This is a genomic window from Selenomonas sp. AE3005 (assembly GCF_000686945.1).
Lineage (GTDB): Bacteria > Bacillota > Negativicutes > Selenomonadales > Selenomonadaceae > Selenomonas_A.
This window is the reverse complement of record NZ_JMME01000008.1, coordinates 118,990-136,354: the sequence shown is the minus strand read 5'-3', so window position 1 is coordinate 136,354 and position 17,365 is coordinate 118,990. Positions and strand designations below refer to the sequence as shown.

Genomic DNA, 17,365 nt, shown 5'->3' with positions numbered 1-17,365 from the left:
TTGCGCTTATTTACACGCGAATCAGCTTGATATGACCACGGCAGTAGCGGTAGAGTATGCCGATAAATATGCCGGTAAGCAGCCAGCTTACGGGATAGCAGGCCATCAGGGTGCCGTAGGTCGGGCTGGCCGGAAACAGGGTGTAGAGCCAGGCGATACGCACGCCGCAAATTCCGACCAGTGCCAGCAATGCCGGCGGCAGGGAAAAGCCATAGCCGCGGAGTGCGCCGGACAACACATCGATGAACACCTGCAGGAACGCCGGTGCCACAATGAACCAAAAGCGAATAATCCCCAGCTCCACCACTGTTTCATCGGCGTTAAACAGCCCCAGCAGCGGCCGGGCAAAAACGATAACGAGCGTGCCCATCGCCACGGTAAAGGCAATGTCCAGCGCCATGCCCACCCTGGTAATCTGAAAGCAGCGGGCTAGGTTGCCGGCACCGTAATTCTGGCTCACAAAGGTGGTTGTCGCCTGCGCAAAGGCATTGAGCACACAGTAGACATTGACTTCCACCGCAAAGGCCGCCGCTGACGCCGCCATGGCGTCCGGCCCCAGACTGTTCACCGCCGCCTGAATGAGAATATTGGAAAAGGAAAAGACCATACCCTGCACGCCGGCCGGCAGGCCGATAGCCACAATATCACGCAGAAGTCTCTTATTAAAGGTAAAACCTTGAAACTGCAGCCGTAAAATATCCTGCGAATGTGTCAGCGCCCAGAACAGGATAAACGCACTGACACCCGTAGCCAGTACCGTGGCCAAAGCCACGCCCATAATGCTCCAACCCAGCATGACAAAGGCAAGGTCTAGCGTGATATTCACCACACTGGCCACAATCAGGGCCATAAGCGGTGTTTTCGTATCGCCACGGGCGCGCAGGATAGCCGCCTCGAAGTTATAGACACCGATAAACGGCAGCCCGAGCAGGTACACACGCAAGTAGGTTTCCGCCATGCTCTCCACTTCGGCCGGCACAGCCAGCCATTTGATAATCGGCCCGGCCATGGCCTCACCAAAAGACAGCAGCAGCACGCCGGTGATTAAGGCCAGCGCAAAGGAAGTCTGCACCGCCGTACCCACCTTCTCCGGCTTTTTCGCCCCGATGAACCGGGCAATCACCACATTAGAGCCCAGGGACAGCCCCATAAACAAATTGACCAGAATACCGATGACAGAAATGTTATTGCCCACCGCCGCCATGGCATTTTTTCCCACGAACTGCCCCAGCACCGCCACGTCAGCAGCATTGAAGAGCTGCTGAAACACACCTGTCAGCGCCAGGGGCAGGGCAAAGATAATCAGCTTGTCCCAAAAGGAGCCCTGCAGCATATCCATATTCCGTGTATTTAACATAATTCACCTCAAAAACCACGTCCAACAGAGTCTGATACACTATTATACCCCTTCACTAAAAATAAACAACACCTGCCGAAATTTTTTCTGGCAGGGTAAAAAAATCTCTACACCTGTCCCGATACATGCTACAATAAATACATACTTCAGGAAATACAGCTGCTATTTAACAGGAGGGTTACACTATGGAAAAAATTGGCTTTATCGGTATGGGCAACATGGCTCAGGCTCTGGCCGCTGGTTTTATCAATGCCGGCGCCATTGACAAAAAGAATGTCTACGCCTTTGCGCCCCATCAGGACAAGCTGCAGAAAAATGCCGAAAAAATCGGTTTCACGCCGGTGCGCAGCCTGCTGGCCCTGCCCCAAATCTGCGACACCATCATCATGGCGTGCAAGCCCTATCAAATAGAAGGCGTGCTCAAAGAACTTTACTCCGCCCTGGAAGGCAAGGCTTTGATTTCCATAGCCGCCGGCTGGGATTTTGCCAAATATAAAACTGCACTCCAGACTAATACCAGAGTGCAGTTTATCATGCCCAATACCCCGGCCATGGTCGGGGAAGGCGTTTTATTGTTTGAAGAAACGAACAGCCTGGAACCCCAGGAACGTCAGGACATCATGAAACTCTTTGCCTCCGTCGGACTCGTACAGGAACTGCCCAGTTCCCTTATGGGCATTGGCGGCACGGTGACCGGCTGCGGCCCGGCCTTTGTGGACCTCTTTATCGAGGCCTACGGGGACGCGGCTGTTAAATACGGCCTGAAACGCGAGGACGCCTACCGTCTGATTTCCCAAATGGTTCTCGGTTCGGCCAAACTGCAGCTGGCCACCGGCACCCATCCCGGCGTCTTAAAGGACAATGTATGCAGTCCTGCCGGCACGACCATACGCGGCGTAACCGCCCTGGAAGAACAGGGATTCCGCAATGCCTGCATAAAATCTGTCACGGCGATTATGGAAAAATAACGAGGCAAGAAAATGTCCCCCACCTCAGCAGGTGGGGGCACGAATACCAAAACAGGCGGCGAGCATATCTCCCGCCTCGTTGAAACGCCAAGAGGAAGTTTTGCCTATGGCAAAACTGGAACAACGGCGTTATAAACTCAGATATTCCAGTGAATCATGGCACGCATGGCAATCTCTGCGTCACCTTCGTCCATGGCCTCCAGTTCCGGCAGCCAGTCCTCAGCAAAGAGCGGCAGGTCCTCGACCAGCTTTTTGATGAACTTGCTGACGGTCTTGACGGCCACTTCGTCCTGCGGTGATTTGAGGAACTGGCCGAGAACGCGGCCGACTTCCTTCATTTCCTCGGCACTTACATACCGGGTAGCACTGTCCAGGCTGGACAAACGCAAAATAGGATAGCTGATGCTATCGTCAGCGGTCAGCAGGCGCTCAGCCTTTACCAGCAGGCCCGCATCGTCCAGTTTGGCGGCAGCCTCGGCACCGTCCATGCCGCTGCTCAGTTCCACCAGCACCAAATGGTTCTGCGTGGGACTGCACAGCAGCTTGCAGCCGGCCTCGAGCAGCCCTTCTTCCAAGGCCCGGGCATTATCCAGCACCTGCTGGGCATAAGCCTGATACTCATCGCATTCAGCCTCTTTGAAAATAATACCCAACGAGGCCAGAACGTTCTTTTTCAAAGAGCTGTGGCCGGTTTCCACTACGGTGCTGTCCAGACGTTCCGCCAGTTTTTCCTTACAGAGGATAATCCCGTTCTGCGGCCCGTGCAGGGCGTCGCTGCCGGCAAAGGTAGCCACATCTGCATAAGGCACCGGTGACGGGATTTTTCCCGTGGCGATAAGACCGGAATTCTGGCCTAAGTCAATCCACAGATAAGCCCCCACCGCATCAGCAATCTGGCGCAGCTTACTGTAATCTATATTTTTCGGATAGTTGACCGGTGAATAAATAATCACCCGGGGCTTATGCTGCTCTGCCAATGCCCTGACTTTGGCAAAATCAAGGGCCATGGTATCCGGTTCCAGACTGAACTTTACGAAGTTATACTGCAGCTCACCGGTGCAATGCTCGGACTTGCGCAGGTTGAAGGACAAAACCGTATCCCCCTTTTCCAGCAGGCCCAGCATGACCACACGGGAGGCAATGGCCAGACTGCCCGTGCGGACAATGGCGTGGTCAGCCCCAAAGAGTTTGGCTGCCCGGCCGGCCGCAATGCGTTCCAGGCTCGAATATTCCTCGGCGTCATGATGGTCAATGATTTCGTCCCCCAGGGTACTGCCCTTGAGATAAGCCGCAAACGGCGAGGCCGCATTTGTGGTAGGAATCAAAGACAGCGTCTTGCGCTGATGGGACAAAATCCCCTGCAGTTCGCCGCACAGTTCCGGGTCGAAGGCTTTCAGCTTTGCCAGTAGTTTCTCACTGTTCATATCCATTATCCTTTCTAATCTGGGATTATTATTACATTTAATAAATTTATTATACCATATACATATTATTTCTTCGACATAAATAAAGCAACCCCTGCCGGAAAAATCCTGCAGGGGTTGTTTCATTTGTCGTTATGGCTGAATTTGTCGGTTGTTTCCCGGACTATCAGCGTATTATCAAGTAAAATGCGTTTGCTCTGACCGCCGCGAATATTTTCCAGCAGCAGCCGGGACGCATTTTCTCCCAATTGGAACATATTCTGGTCCATCGTGGTGATTTTGGGCTCCACCAGCCGGGACAGGGCTATATTGTCATAACCCATGACGGAAATATCCCGCGGTACGGACAGTCCCAGCCGTTTGCAGGCGTTAAGAGCGCCGACAGCCATCAAATCATTGCAGCAAAAAACCGCTGAAGGTTTCAGCTCAGGCAGCTTGGCCAGCAACGCCGTCATGGCAGAATCAACTGTTTCCACACCATTGCCTTCGCCGATATTCAGGATATAATCCTCGCGTAAAGCCCGGCTCTTCGCCATGAACTTACGGTAAGTTTCTTCCTTTATATCATAGGAATCAGAATTAGCGCCGCGCACAAACATGATGTCGGTGTGTCCCAGTTCCTTAAGATATTCCAGTGCATTCTGACAGCCCAGCTGCTCGTCATTACCCACGTAAGATACACCCGGGATACGATGATAACCATTTATAAATACCAGCGGCACACGCTGCACCAGTTCCTGGTAAAAACTTTCACTGATGTTTTTCGTATTGGGGCTGATGACGATAATGCCCGATACATTACGGGCCACCAGCGTATTGATAGCCTGCATTTCCTGTTCGGGGTCATTCTTCGCGCAGCTCAGCAGGAAGGAAAAACCTTCCTGCCGTACAGCCTCTTCAATACCATCAATGACTTCCGCAAAGAACATATTGTGCAGGCCCGGCACCACTACGCCAATGGTCGATGATTTACGGGTATTTAATTCCCTGGCCTGAACATTCGGCACATAATTCAGGCTGTTGATGGCCTGTTTGACCTTTTCCTTGGTTTCCTGTTTTACCGGGTAATTGCCATTGACCACCCGTGATACCGTGGCGACAGAAACACCAGCGGCCCGGGCTACGTCCACAATGGTGGCCTGTTTCTTTTCTTCCATAAAAACCTGCTTTCTTCGGCAGCTTAACCCTCAGAAACAGTTTGCATAAACTTATCAAAGGCTGCCATACCTTCTTCATTGCGCTTGTAAACACCGGCATGCACCAGCACGGTTTTAAATACCTCACCGATTTCGGCCTGCAAAATGCCCTCTACATCAGCTGCCGTCACCACCGGATATTTCTGCCGCAGCATTTTATACCAGTCAGCATGCTTTTGCAGGGCCTCAATACCGGAAACATCAGCTGTACCGGCAACGAGTTCCTGTCCGAGAAGGTGCATTTCCTCTTTCAGACGGGCCGGCAGTACAGCCAGGCCCATGACTTCGATAAGGCCGATGTTTTCCTTCTTGATATGATGTACTTCGGCATGCGGATGGAATATTCCCAGCGGATGCTCGTCACTTGTGCGGTTATTACGCAGCACCAAATCAAGCTCGTAGTCACTTCCGCGGCGGCGGGCTATCGGCGTAATCGTGTTATGGGGCTGGCCGTCACTTTCAGCCAGAATCCCGACGCTTTCATCACTATAGCTGCGCCACTTGTTGAGAATCTTCTCGGCTAAATCTGCCAGTTCTTCCCGGTCCTCCCCTGTCAGGCGGATAGTGGACATTGGCCATTTCACGCGGCCGGCTTTTACATTCTCATAGCCCGGCACGCTGTAGGTACGTTCCACCGGTGCCTTGGCCATGGCAAAGTCATAGCGGCCGCCCTGATAATGGTCATGGGAAAGAATGGAGCCCCCCACAATTGGTAAATCCGCATTGGAGCCTAAGAAATAATGCGGAAAAATCGTTACAAAATCCAAGAGGTTCTCAAAGCTCTTGCGGTTTACCTTCATGGGGATATGTTTCCTGTTCAGGACAATGCAATGCTCATTGTAATAGGTATAAGGGGAATATTGCATAAACCAGCGATGGGAGGCCAGCCGCAGAGGGATTAAGCGGTGGGTCTGCCGTGCTGGATGTCCTGCATGGCCGGCAAAGCCTTCATTTTCCCGGCAAAGGAGGCACTTAGGATAAGAGCTGGACTTAATGAGTTTAGCCTTGGCAATATCCCGCGGGTCCTTTTCCGGCTTGGACAGATTGATGGTGATATCCAAATCGCCATATTCCGTGGCGGTCTGCCAGACGATGTTTTTGTCAATTCTGTCCTTACGGATATAGTTGGCGGCAATGCTCAGCTTGTAGAAATTGTCCGTCGCCGCCTTGGGCGCCCGGGCATAATCGCTCTGGAATCTGCGCACTACTTCCGAAGGCCGGGGCATGACACAGTTCATAATACGGGTATCGAATAAATCCCGCTCAGCTGCTGTGTCTTCGATAAGTTTTTCCTGCACCGCATAAGCAAGCATATTCTCGAGAATGGGTGCAGCTGTTTCCAAATTTTCTTCTATATCTTCCGGCGCAAACTCCCCAACGTGTAAAACGTCAATAAGGAGATTGGCGCTGTAATAGTAATCGTCTTCGCTGATAAGTCCGCGCTGCTTAGCAAAGTTCAGCAGGCGGTTGATTTCTGTGTTGATGTTCATTTTTATTTCACCGCTTATTTCTCATACCCATTGGGATGTTTCTGATGCCAGTTCCAGGCTGTACCAATAACCTGCTTTACATCAGTATAACGCGGTTTCCAGCCCAGGATTGTTCTGGCTTTTTCACTGGAGGCAATGAGCTGGGCCGGGTCACCGGCACGGCGTGCCCCCATTTCCACTTTGATATCCTTGCCCGTAGCCTCTTTGGCGGCCTCTATCATTTCCTTGACGGAAAAGCCCTGGCCATTGCCGAGGTTGAAGATATTGCTGTCGCCGCCCTTGCGCAGGTATTCCAGCGCCAGTACATGAGCGTCAGCCAGGTCAATTACATGAATGTAATCGCGGAGGCAGGTACCGTCCGGCGTAGCATAATCGTCACCAAACACCGTAATGTGGTCACGCTTGCCCAGGGGAACCTGCAAAATCAGCGGAATCAGATGAGTTTCCGGATGATGGTCCTCACCGATGGAACCATCGTCCAAGGCACCTGCAGCATTGAAATAACGCAGGGACACATAGCGGATACCATCAGCCCGGCTTACCCACTTCATCATCTTTTCCATGGTCAGCTTGCTCTCACCATAGGTATTGGTGGGGCAGGTTTCATCGTCCTCCATGATGGGGATTTTCTTTGGCTCACCATATACGGCTGCCGTGGAGGAGAATACAATCTTGTCCACATGATGGCGCACCATAGCCTCCAGGAGCACCTGCATGCCATATACATTGTTATTGAAGTATTTCAGCGGTTTTTCCATGCTTTCACCGACCAGCGAATTGGCGGCAAAGTGAATAACAGCCTCAATCTTATTTTCCGTGAAGATTTTATCGAGGACAGCTGCCTCGCGAATGTCACCTTCATAAAATTTGGCTTTGGGGTTCAGGGCGTCACGGTGGCCCGTCTGCAGATTATCGACAATAACTACCTCTTCGCCCTTTTCCACTAACTGATGAACGGCATGAGAACCGATATAACCGGCACCGCCGCAAACAAGAATCGACATGTCAATGCGCTCCTTTTTTCAACAACAGAAATCGCTTTCTATTGTAACATGTTTTCTATACGTTTTCTATATGATTACTAGAGGATTTTCTATCACTTAAGCCGGTGCGTGCCGTCAGCAATATTGGCTACATAGAAACTCGGGGCATAGCCAATCTTCTCTGTATAAGCCTTGCCCACCTTTGCTTTAAAGGCCTCAATGGCCTCATTTTTCACGAGGCTTACCGTGCAGCCGCCGAACCCGGCCCCGGTCATACGCGAGCCGATAACGCCCTCTACCTGCCAGGCCAGCTCAGCCAGGGTATCGAGTTCCTTGCCCGTCACATCGTAATCATCGCGCAAGGAATAATGTGATTCATTCATCAACTTGCCGAATTTGACCACATCATTGGCCTCCAAGGCCTCCACGGCCTCCAGCGTCCGGTTGTTCTCCAGGACAGCATGACGGGCACGCTGACGTTCCAGCGGCTCGCTGATAGCCCCGGCCAGCTGATTGAATTCTTCATTGGACAGCTGCCCCAGCGCACTCAGTTCCGGCTTAACTTCCTTGAGCTCATTCAAGGCATGCTCACACTGGGCCCGGCGCACATTATAGGCACTCGAGGCCAGGCTGTGCGGCTTATTCGTATTGGTGATAACAATGCTGGCCCCGTCCAAGGCTATTTTGCTGTAACGATATTCCAGCGTGTTGCAGTCCAGTAAAATTGCACAATCCTTCTTGCCCATACCTACGGCAAACTGGTCCATAATGCCACAGTTGACACCGACAAAGGTGTTTTCGGCTTTCTGGGAAAGTTTCACCATTTCGACCATATCCAGGCCAAAGTCAAAGGCATCATTTAAAATCAAGGCGGTCAGCACTTCAATGGAGGCCGAGGAGGAAAGCCCCGAACCATTGGGCAGAGTGCCAAAAATCAGAATATCAAAGCCGTGGCCTGCCTTATGCCCGGCATCTTCGAAAACCTTCACCACGCCCATGGGATAATTGGCCCAATCCTTGGCTTTGTCGTAGCTGAGACCGCTCATAGCAAACTCAATTACGCCCTTATCAGCCATATTCATGGAATAGATACGCGTCGTGTTGTCCTGACGGTCAGCCACCAGCGCATAAGTCCCCAGGGAAATAGCACAGGGGAACACATGACCGCCGTTGTAATCCGTATGCTCACCGATTAAGTTCACACGTCCCGGTGAAAAGTAAGCGCGCGTCTTGGCAGCGGCATCATTACCGAAATTAGCAGCGAATTCCGTCTGCATTTTAGCAAGGATTTCATTTTCTTTTTCCATGGTCAAGGCCTCCTATTATATGTAAACGTTTTCTTTAATATTGGCAAAAAAGGCGCAACTTCGTGCTTCGCTTACAAAGTTGCGCCGCATTTCCCTTTGTTGTTTCTAGTTTACTCCTGAAAAACGGAACTGTCAATATTCTTTTGGAAACGTTTTCTTAGATAAAATACGTTTAATTTACTTATTCATGTCTTCCCATTTTTCTTCCAGTTCTTCCACAATCCGGGCATGTTCTTCTTCCGTCAGCGTTACCTTGCCGCGGTAAACAAAAGCTGCCAGCACAAGCAGGATTACCGGAACAGCAAACATGATAAGCTGGAATTTCAGCAGGCTGCCCGCCGTGATATCGGCAGCCGTAGCACCGCCGGTCATGCCTACCCATACAGCCGTCAGGCCGACGATACCGCCCGTAACTGCACCGGAGAGTTTATCCACCAGCGGACGAACGCAGAGGCAGACAGCCTCATCACGATGGCCGAGCTTTAACTGCCCGTATTCCACGGAGTCCGTAATGGTCATCAGTACCACCAGGAAGATAAGCGGCTGCGGCAGGTTAAAGAGACCAGCTGCCACCAGCGCCATCCAGACATTAGTACCGGAAAGAGCATAGAGAACCAGTGCCGCCGTCATGATAGCCAGTGAGCTGAAGAACAGCTTGCGGCGGCTGAATTTCGTCGTGAGTACCGGGAACAGGGCTACAGCCATCAGGCCGATTACAACGTTGATGATACCCAAAATGGAGAACTTCGTTGCGTCACCGATTACATAGATAAAATAGTACAGATTGAAGTTATTAACGATATTCTGGCCCAGGCCTAAAATCAAATAAGCGCAGGCTATCCACAGCAGCTGGTCATTCTTGGCCAGAACCTTAAATACGTCTTTAAAGGAAGTATCAACCTTGTTTTCACGCAGGGCCGAATCCTGTTCTTTCGTACCAATACCCAGGATAATAGCACCCAAAGTGGCAATACCGCCGCCGATGCAGGCAAAAGCAAACCAGCCCTGCGGGTCACCGGCACCACCGTTCTGATTGACGGAGAAATACAGCACAATCGGCATTACCATGATGGTTACGAGCTGACCGCCAAACACCGAGCCGATACGGGCAACCGTAGCCGTGATTTCACGCTCATGCGAATCAAAGGACAAAGCCGGAATCATGGACCAGATAGCTACGTCCTTAGCGGAATAGAACACGTCCATGACAAAATAAACAATTGCAAACAGAATCAGGTACAGGGTAGGATTGGAAACCGTCAGCCCGCCAAAATCCGTAAAGAGCGCGGCCAAAGTGATAGCTGCAACAAACGCACCCACAATAACCCAGGGCTTAAACCGCCCCCAACGGGTTTTCGTCTTGTCGATGATATTGCCCATAAACGGGTCAATGAAAAGTTCTGCCACGCGCAGCACCATGATAATCGTGGTGACCACGCCTATCATATATGCATCCCGGCTGGGATTATTTGATGAAAACAGATTACTGGTAACGAAAATCATAAAATACGTTGCCAGCATGGCGTAAAATACGTCATGTCCAAAGGTACCGCAAGCATAAGCTATACGCGGCCACATACTGTTCTTTTTCTCTGCCACTGCTACCGCCTCCATAATCAAAGCCCCCCTAAACTTAACCTTTAATTGTACGCATATAGGCTATAAGCCCGTCAGCGATTTTTTCCAGTTCCCCGGAGCTGGTGTTGACCACCAGGTCGTAATTCTCCCCGGCACCCCAGGTACGCCCCGTATAGTAGTTGTAATAACGGGCGCGTTTTTCGTCTTCCTTGTCCAGCTCTTTCAGGCTCTTGCCGCCATAGACGTTCTGCCCCCGTGCCTCGCGGAATTCATCGCTGGCACAAACAAAGATAGAGAAAACGTTATCTTTTTTCCGCAGAGCATAGTCCGCGCTGCGTCCCAGGAAAATACAGGGCCCATCTTCTGCCAGCTTGCGGATTGCAGCCGACTCGCTCATGAACATTTCCTGACTGGAACTGCCCATATGCGTCCCAAAGGAATGGAACGGAATAAAGCTCATGGACAACGGTTTGACATGATTTTCCATCTCCAGCAGTTCTTCTTCACTCAAATCGTCAATGCCCAATTTCGCCGCCGCGATATGCACAATCTGACGGTCATACAGCTTTATGCCCAGTTTCTCAGCCATAATACCAGCCAGCTCACGGCCACCAGCACCATACTGGCGGCTGATGGTTATTACCGTTTTTTCCATTAGTAGTCCCCCTTGTTGTACCACAGATGCATGTAAACGTTTTCTTAGTTTCCCAAATAAAATATCGCCGACTATCAAAACATATTTCGCATAAATCAATAGTAAACGATTTCCGTAATTATTATTATAGCGTATTTGCCAAATAATGCAATATGTTTTATAAAAATAGTAATTTTCAGTTTATTGTATTCCTTTTCCATACAATAAATTGCAGCTTGACGGTCAATACATTCTAAAAAATATCCCGTTAATACGTGCATGGGGTTCACGGGGGAGTAATTTTTCTGCCTCCGCTAAACGACACACCTCGGCAGAAATAGCTGTCCAGCAGCCTGCGCCGGGCAGGCCAACGGCGCTCCTTTCAGCGTAGTTGCTTAGCGATTGACTACAGTGTGCCGGCCTTCGCTGCACTCAGGCAGTCGCTCCCCGCATAAAAATCACTCCTCCGTTCGCCCCCAGCTAAGGTATTTACAATTGCTACGAACTCGTTGCTCCCGTTACAAGAACATCGATGTTCTTGTTCCCTGTCACTGCGACATAATTCTTTTAAACGGACGACGCTTAGGGCGGAGGTGGTGATGCTTTTCGCAGCGGAACGACTGTCCGAACGCCGTGAGGACTGGCCCACAAACATTAGTCACTGGATACTATAATGAATAATCGCGCCGCTGGCCTGCCCGGCGCAAGGCCGCTAAAAAGTGCTGTCGTTTGCTGGTGGGACATTTAGTGGAGCAGCGAAAAGTATTACCACCTCCGCCCGACTGAGCTGTAACAAATAAAAGTAAGCACGTACTAACCGTCAAACCGCAATAGAAAAAGCCCACTGACGTATTCGTCAGCGGACTTTTGAAAAATAGAAGAATAACTGTAATTGACCAGCTTATTTTTTTGTCAGCACCCACATATAAGCCGCAAAATCCGTGTCAATCTTCTCCACGCCTAAGCCGTTATACATTAGTTCATCTCCATAGAATACCTGCCCCGTCATTTGCAGGGATTTTTCCCCGCCAAAGTCCATGCTCGTGCGCTGGGCAGGGAGGTAGTCTGTCAACTCGTATTCGGCATCGGCCTCCAGCGCTGTCAGCTGCAATTTACGGAGGGGCGTTGCCGGTTCAGCCAAGGTCTTGAAATAGAGCACTACTACTTCTTTGCCATCTTCGCTGACAAACTGCCAGGCCGTTTCGTTTTTCGTCCCGGCAAAGGGCGTCAGCAGGCGGTAGAACTTGCCTAGCTGCAAGGTCGGACGCAGGCGCTTATAGAGGGCCACATGCTTTTTGACCTGTTCCTTTTCTTCGGCGCTCATGCGGGTAATATCGAGCTCGTAGCCAAAATCTCCGGCAAAGGCACAGAGGGTTCGCGTCTGCAGGCTCGTAACGCGCCCCACCTGATGATTCGGTGTCACCGATACATGAGCCCCCATGGTCAGCGGTGGGAACACATAACTTGTACCGCTCTGAATTGACAGGCGGCAGACGGCATCGGTGTTGTCACTGGTCCAGGTCTGCGGCATATAGTAGAGCATACCTGCATCAAAACGGCCGCCGCCGCCCGAGCAGCTTTCCCACAGTACATGCGGGAATTGGGCCGTCAGGCGTTCCAGAATATCGTAAAGCCCCAGCACGAAACGTGTTTTTGTTTCCCCCTGCCGCTCAGACGGCAAGGCTGCCGAAAACGCCTCCGTCAGGTGGCGGTTGAAATCCCATTTCACATAGTCAATTTCGGCAGAGGACAGTACATCACCGACAGATTTTACGATGTAGTCACAGACTTCCGGACGCGACAAATCAAGCACGAGCTGATGACGGCTGAAACTGTTCTGGTAATCCGGCACATGCAAAGTCCAGTCAGGGTGGGCGCGGTAAAGCTCCGAATCCTCGGAAATCATCTCCGGCTCAAACCACAGGCCAAATTTCAAGCCGCGCTTATGCGCAGACGCTGCCACGCCTTTAAGCCCCTGTTTCAGCTTATCCGTATTGACGAACCAGTCACCCAGACTGCTGTTATCGTCATTGCGCTTGCCGAACCAGCCATCATCAAGGACTAAGAGTTCCAGCCCCAAATCGGCGGCCGACTGCGCCAGATTGTCGATTTTTTCCTCGTCAAAGTCAAAGTAAGTTGCCTCCCAGTTATTGACGAGAATCGGCCGCAGTTCATGCTGATATTTGCCGCGTACGATATGTTCCCTTACAGTCTGATGGAACGTCTGGCTCATGCCATTAAGGCCTTTATCACTGTAGACGAGCATAGCCTCCGGCGTCTGAAAGGACTCGCCTGCAGCCAGGTGCCATTTGAACTCAAAGGGATTGATACCGCCGATAACCCTGGTGGTACCAAACTGTTCCACTTCGGTAGTAAAGGAGGTTTCACCGCTCCACACCATACTGAAACCATAGACTTCTCCTGTCGTTTCGCCGGTATCCTTGCGTGCCAGCGCCAAAAACGGCGACTGCTGGTGTGAGCTGGCGCCCCGGCGGCTGCCCGTTTCCTGCACACCACGCATTAAGGGTACGCGTTCGAGGCTGCGCTCGGCGGCATGACCGCCATACAGGCTCAACCGGTCAAAATCATGGCCGTCAAAATCCAAAGCAAAGCTGGCCGCATTGGTCAAGTCTAAAGCCTCGCTGCCACAGTTGACGATTTTGGCACTGCGGGTAAGCATGGACGCATCACGCAGCAGGGTATAGAGTAATTCCACCGCCAATCTGCCCTGACTGTCCTTAAGATAGATATGCAGGGTTTCGGCGTCGGTTTCCTTAGCATACACCGCCGGCAGGCCGGCAAGTTCAGGCTTGCCAGCCGTGATTTCATAGCGGTCATAAAACAGCTCGGTTACCGTCGTACCATTAGCGAGCCGAACTTCATAAGCCGGCAGGCGGTAATCACCATGCCCGTAGGACGGATATTCCTGCGGCAGCACATCCAAAGAGAACGTGCGCTCATTCGGCCAGGCAGCCGGCTGCGGCGAAAAGGCCCGGTCAATGGACTGCATAGGTGCTGTATCGCGGAATTTCTTCAGGGGACGTCCCCAATAACGGTGCAGCAGATAACGATCCCGCACGACCTGCATTACATAGCTTACCTTATCATTATGCAGGTGGAATACACCTGTTGCCTTGTCAAAATCAATCATGTTGCGCCTCCTAAAGCAGTATTAAATCCCCTGAAAATAGAATTCCAGATGCATATTGTCATTTTTCATGCGGTATTCCTCAAGTACCGGTGCGCCCCAGGTATCATCACCGCCGACACCGCACTGGCCGGCTGCCACACGCAGGAAAGTATGGTGCACCTGCGGCAGGTCATAGCTGTGCCGGGCGTTTTCCAGTTCATGGGCACTATAAGGCAGAGCCGACACCGACAGCGGTATATCGCCAGCCACACGCAGCCCCCCGCCGCGTTTATCGGTAACTTCCAGCCAGCGGACACCATTATGGTTGCCACATTCCTGCGGCAGCAGGTAATTTTCCATTTCCCCGGCAACGGTGCTGGCGAAAATGCCCAGTTTAGCCCCTTCCTGCCGGTCGATATAGTTGGCCGCCGGCCCATAGCCGTAATAGCGCAGCTCACCATAATCAGCTGACAGCGTAAAGAGCATAGCAAAGTCGGGAATCTCCGGCAGGCCTTCGACCTTTTTATAGTCGAGTTCCGTCTTTAAGCTGCCAGCGGCGCCGACCGTATAGGTAAGCGTGCAGGCCGACAAAGGCTGGGTTGCCAGTTCATAGGTAAAGCGCACCTGCACCTCAGCTGCCTGATATTCCTTAATTCCCAGCTGGCCAAACCAGTTAAATTCCTGCCATTTGCCAGCGACCAACAGTTCCTTCTTCACACAGCGGCGGTACAAGCTCGCCAGTTTCCACTGCGCCACGGCAAAGTCACGGCGGCAGCCGTAGTCATTATCCACGGGAGCGCGCCAGAAGGACGGTCTGGGCATTTCTTCCAGGAGTTCCACACCATTATGCTTGTAGGAAACGATATTGCCCTGTGCACTGGAGAATAAAATCTCACCGCCGGCAAACTGCACACCGAGGTTGATATCGCCCTGCACCACATGCAGCGGCATTTCGCCGTCCTCAGACAGCGGCAGGTGTGCCGTATAATGCGCCGGCTCACTTACAGCCCCATCGTCCACGCCCTCGGACGGGCTCGTTACCTCCACTTCTTCCACATGCCATACGCCCTGACCAAAGGCCACTTCATGACCTTTCCCGGCCCACGGCATATCTGCTTTCAGTACCAGCGACACCGTAAGGCTTTCCTCCCCGGCGTCGGACACAGGCAGGAAATCTGTTGCCAGCCGCAGTTTTTCCCCGGGCTTGACGCTCGGCGCCGGTTCCGTCTTTTCCCAGACCAGCCTGCCGTCCAGCCTGAGTTCATAATGGATATCATACTCACTGGCGTCTGTAAACAAGCTGATATTTTCAATTGTCACGCCATCAGCCTCCACGTCAATATGGAAGTTCTGATAGTTAAACTTTACATCCTGCAGTTTGGCGGTTAGTTTCCGGTCAGCATAGAGAATGCCATCACCACTGAAATTGTAGTCGCTCGAGCGGTCGCCAAAATCGCCGCCATAGGCCAGGAATTCCCTGCCATAACGGTCCTTTTTCGCAATGGCCTGGTCGACAAAATCCCAGATAAAGCCGCCCTGATACCGCGGTTCGCGCTCCGTCAGGTCCGTGTACTTATGCATGCCGCCGTTGCTGTTGCCCATGCTGTGCGTATACTCACAACAAATAAACGGCTTTTCCGGGTGCTCGGCCAGGAACTTTTCAATATCGGCCACCTTGGTATACATCTGGCTTTCCATATCGCTGGTGGCGTTATACCGTCTGTCCCAGAAAATGCTCTCATAATGCACGAGCCGGGTAGAATCCGCCTTACGGAAATACTCACTCATGGCAAAAATATCCTGGCCGCCGCAGGACTCATTGCCGCAGGACCAGATGATGATGGCCGCATGATTCTTGTCCCGTTCAAGCATGGACTTGGCGCGGTCTAAGATAACCGCCTGCCATTCCGCATGGTCATTGGGCACAGTGTTTTCATCACGCGCCAGCACACCGTTCTTCTGCCAGGTGCCATGCGTTTCGAGATTCGTTTCGTCAATCACATACAGGCCATATCTGTCACAGAGTTCATAAATATAGCTGCTGTTCGGATAATGCGAGCAGCGCAGGGCATTGATATTATGACGTTTCATCGTGATAATATCCTGCTCAAATTCCGCCGGATTCATCGCCCGGCCGCGATAGCAGTCAAACTCATGCCGGTTCACACCCTTGAACACAATACGCTGACCATTGATTTTCATCAGGCCGTCCTCGAGTTTGAACTCACGGAAACCCACGTTATAGGGAATGACTTCCTGCAAATTATCCGCGTCATCGTAAACGGCCAACAGCAGCTTATACAAATACGGGTGCTCTGCACTCCAGAGCTTAGCCCCCTGCACCGACAGGATAAATTCATCATGGCCTGCAGCGCCGCTGATATCCTCCTCAGCTATGAGCTCCCCGGCCGCGTCTGTCAGCGTGACTTTGACTTTTTTGGCATGCGCCCCCGACCAACGGATTTCACCTGTCAGTTCGCCATCATGGTAATCGTTTACCGGAAGAGCCGTAAGCTGCAAATCCTCCACATGCAGGCGTGGCTTGGTGTAGACAAGCACTTCCCGGAAGATTCCCCCAAAGCGCCAAAAATCCTGGTCCTCAATCCAGCTGCCCGACGAAAAACGGAACACGCGCAGGGCCAGCTTGTTCTCACCTTTTACCAGATACGGCGTCAGGTCAAAATCAGCCGGTGTAAAGCTGTCCTCACTATAGCCCACATAATGACCGTTCAGATAAACAGCCACGGCCGATTCCACACCAGCCAGGGACAAACAGAGATTATCCCAGCCGGCAGGCAGATGGAAATACTTCACATAAGAACCTGTGGGATTAAAATGCTGCGGCACCTGTCCAGGGAGTACCACTTCATGCCCATCCCACGGATAAGTCTGATTAGTATACTGCGGCACACCATAACCTTCCATCTGGAAATGCGCCGGTACACGGATAGTATCCCAGTCCCGGCAGTCAAAATCCGGCTGCTCAAAGCCCTGCGGTGCCAGCTGCGGATTTTTGGCATAATGAAAATACCACAGTCCGTCCAGCGTGCGTACATACGAGGATTCCCCCCGCGCAAGCTCCGCCATATCCCGATAATAATGATGGTCACTATGGGCCGGCAGACGGTTCTCCGCAAAAAATTCTGGATTGGCCAGCTGGGCCAGGGAAAATTGCGACTCTGACATGAAATTTCCTCCCTCGTTATCTATAGTAAACGATTTCTTTTTAAATCTAACCCAATTATACACGTACAAATAAGAAAAAACAAGCGCTTTTCCGCTTAAATTTGCCAGTATC

At 51.7% G+C, this 17,365-nt stretch carries 11 protein-coding genes; 1 reads left to right on the top strand and 10 read right to left on the bottom strand.

Annotated features, from left to right (window positions below):
- Window positions 1–10: 10 nt before the first annotated feature.
- A complete protein-coding gene (locus DL94_RS0107530) occupies window positions 11–1,357 on the bottom strand; it encodes an MATE family efflux transporter (protein ID WP_028129631.1) in 1,347 nt (448 codons plus the stop codon).
- Between the two features lie 185 nt (window positions 1,358–1,542).
- Here DL94_RS0107530 and proC point away from each other — a divergent pair, with 185 nt between their 5' ends.
- Entirely contained in the window at window positions 1,543–2,325 is a 783-nt protein-coding gene (gene proC / locus DL94_RS0107525; protein WP_028129630.1) for a pyrroline-5-carboxylate reductase, read from the top strand.
- Window positions 2,326–2,462: 137 nt separating this feature from the next.
- Here proC and DL94_RS14540 read toward each other — a convergent pair whose 3' ends face one another.
- The 9 genes from DL94_RS14540 to DL94_RS0107475 form a co-directional block, all read right to left on the bottom strand.
- Entirely contained in the window at window positions 2,463–3,749 is a 1,287-nt protein-coding gene (locus DL94_RS14540; RefSeq protein WP_072023106.1) for a hypothetical protein, read from the bottom strand.
- 122 nt (window positions 3,750–3,871) lie between these two features.
- Entirely contained in the window at window positions 3,872–4,906 is a 1,035-nt protein-coding gene (locus DL94_RS0107515) for a LacI family DNA-binding transcriptional regulator (protein WP_028129629.1), read from the bottom strand.
- A gap of 23 nt (window positions 4,907–4,929) precedes the next feature.
- Window positions 4,930–6,435 carry a UDP-glucose--hexose-1-phosphate uridylyltransferase gene (galT, locus tag DL94_RS0107510; RefSeq protein WP_028129628.1) on the bottom strand — a complete coding sequence of 502 codons (1,506 nt, stop codon included), beginning with the start codon at window positions 6,433–6,435 and terminating at the stop codon, window positions 4,930–4,932.
- 14 nt (window positions 6,436–6,449) lie between these two features.
- On the bottom strand, window positions 6,450–7,439 hold the full coding sequence (gene galE, locus DL94_RS0107505; RefSeq protein WP_028129627.1) for a UDP-glucose 4-epimerase GalE: 990 nt from the start codon (window positions 7,437–7,439) through the stop codon (window positions 6,450–6,452).
- Window positions 7,440–7,531: 92 nt separating this feature from the next.
- A complete protein-coding gene (locus tag DL94_RS0107500) occupies window positions 7,532–8,725 on the bottom strand; it encodes a galactokinase (protein WP_028129626.1) in 1,194 nt (397 codons plus the stop codon).
- A gap of 177 nt (window positions 8,726–8,902) precedes the next feature.
- On the bottom strand, window positions 8,903–10,339 hold the full coding sequence (locus DL94_RS0107495) for a glycoside-pentoside-hexuronide (GPH):cation symporter (protein WP_231464604.1): 1,437 nt from the start codon (window positions 10,337–10,339) through the stop codon (window positions 8,903–8,905).
- Window positions 10,340–10,358: 19 nt separating this feature from the next.
- Window positions 10,359–10,958 (bottom strand): cytidylate kinase-like family protein, encoded by a 600-nt coding sequence (locus tag DL94_RS0107490; protein ID WP_028129624.1) that lies wholly within the window; start codon window positions 10,956–10,958, stop codon window positions 10,359–10,361.
- An 880-nt stretch (window positions 10,959–11,838) separates the two neighbouring features.
- Entirely contained in the window at window positions 11,839–14,088 is a 2,250-nt protein-coding gene (locus DL94_RS0107480; RefSeq protein WP_028129623.1) for an alpha-galactosidase, read from the bottom strand.
- Between the two features lie 21 nt (window positions 14,089–14,109).
- Window positions 14,110–17,253 (bottom strand): beta-galactosidase, LacZ type, encoded by a 3,144-nt coding sequence (locus DL94_RS0107475; protein WP_028129622.1) that lies wholly within the window; start codon window positions 17,251–17,253, stop codon window positions 14,110–14,112.
- Between the last annotated feature and the right edge of the window lie 112 nt (window positions 17,254–17,365).

Bases quoted from the DNA above. Each gene is read 5' to 3' on its own strand.
- DL94_RS0107530 (WP_028129631.1), bottom strand. From the start codon at position 1,357: ATGTTAAATACACGGAATATGGATATGCTGCAGGGCTCCTTTTGGGAC.
- proC (WP_028129630.1), top strand. From the start codon at position 1,543: ATGGAAAAAATTGGCTTTATCGGTATGGGCAACATGGCTCAGGCTCTG.
- DL94_RS14540 (WP_072023106.1), bottom strand. From the start codon at position 3,749: ATGAACAGTGAGAAACTACTGGCAAAGCTGAAAGCCTTCGACCCGGAA.
- DL94_RS0107515 (WP_028129629.1), bottom strand. From the start codon at position 4,906: ATGGAAGAAAAGAAACAGGCCACCATTGTGGACGTAGCCCGGGCCGCT.
- galT (WP_028129628.1), bottom strand. From the start codon at position 6,435: ATGAACATCAACACAGAAATCAACCGCCTGCTGAACTTTGCTAAGCAG.
- galE (WP_028129627.1), bottom strand. From the start codon at position 7,439: ATGTCGATTCTTGTTTGCGGCGGTGCCGGTTATATCGGTTCTCATGCC.
- DL94_RS0107500 (WP_028129626.1), bottom strand. From the start codon at position 8,725: ATGGAAAAAGAAAATGAAATCCTTGCTAAAATGCAGACGGAATTCGCT.
- DL94_RS0107495 (WP_231464604.1), bottom strand. From the start codon at position 10,339: ATGGAGGCGGTAGCAGTGGCAGAGAAAAAGAACAGTATGTGGCCGCGT.
- DL94_RS0107490 (WP_028129624.1), bottom strand. From the start codon at position 10,958: ATGGAAAAAACGGTAATAACCATCAGCCGCCAGTATGGTGCTGGTGGC.
- DL94_RS0107480 (WP_028129623.1), bottom strand. From the start codon at position 14,088: ATGATTGATTTTGACAAGGCAACAGGTGTATTCCACCTGCATAATGAT.
- DL94_RS0107475 (WP_028129622.1), bottom strand. From the start codon at position 17,253: ATGTCAGAGTCGCAATTTTCCCTGGCCCAGCTGGCCAATCCAGAATTT.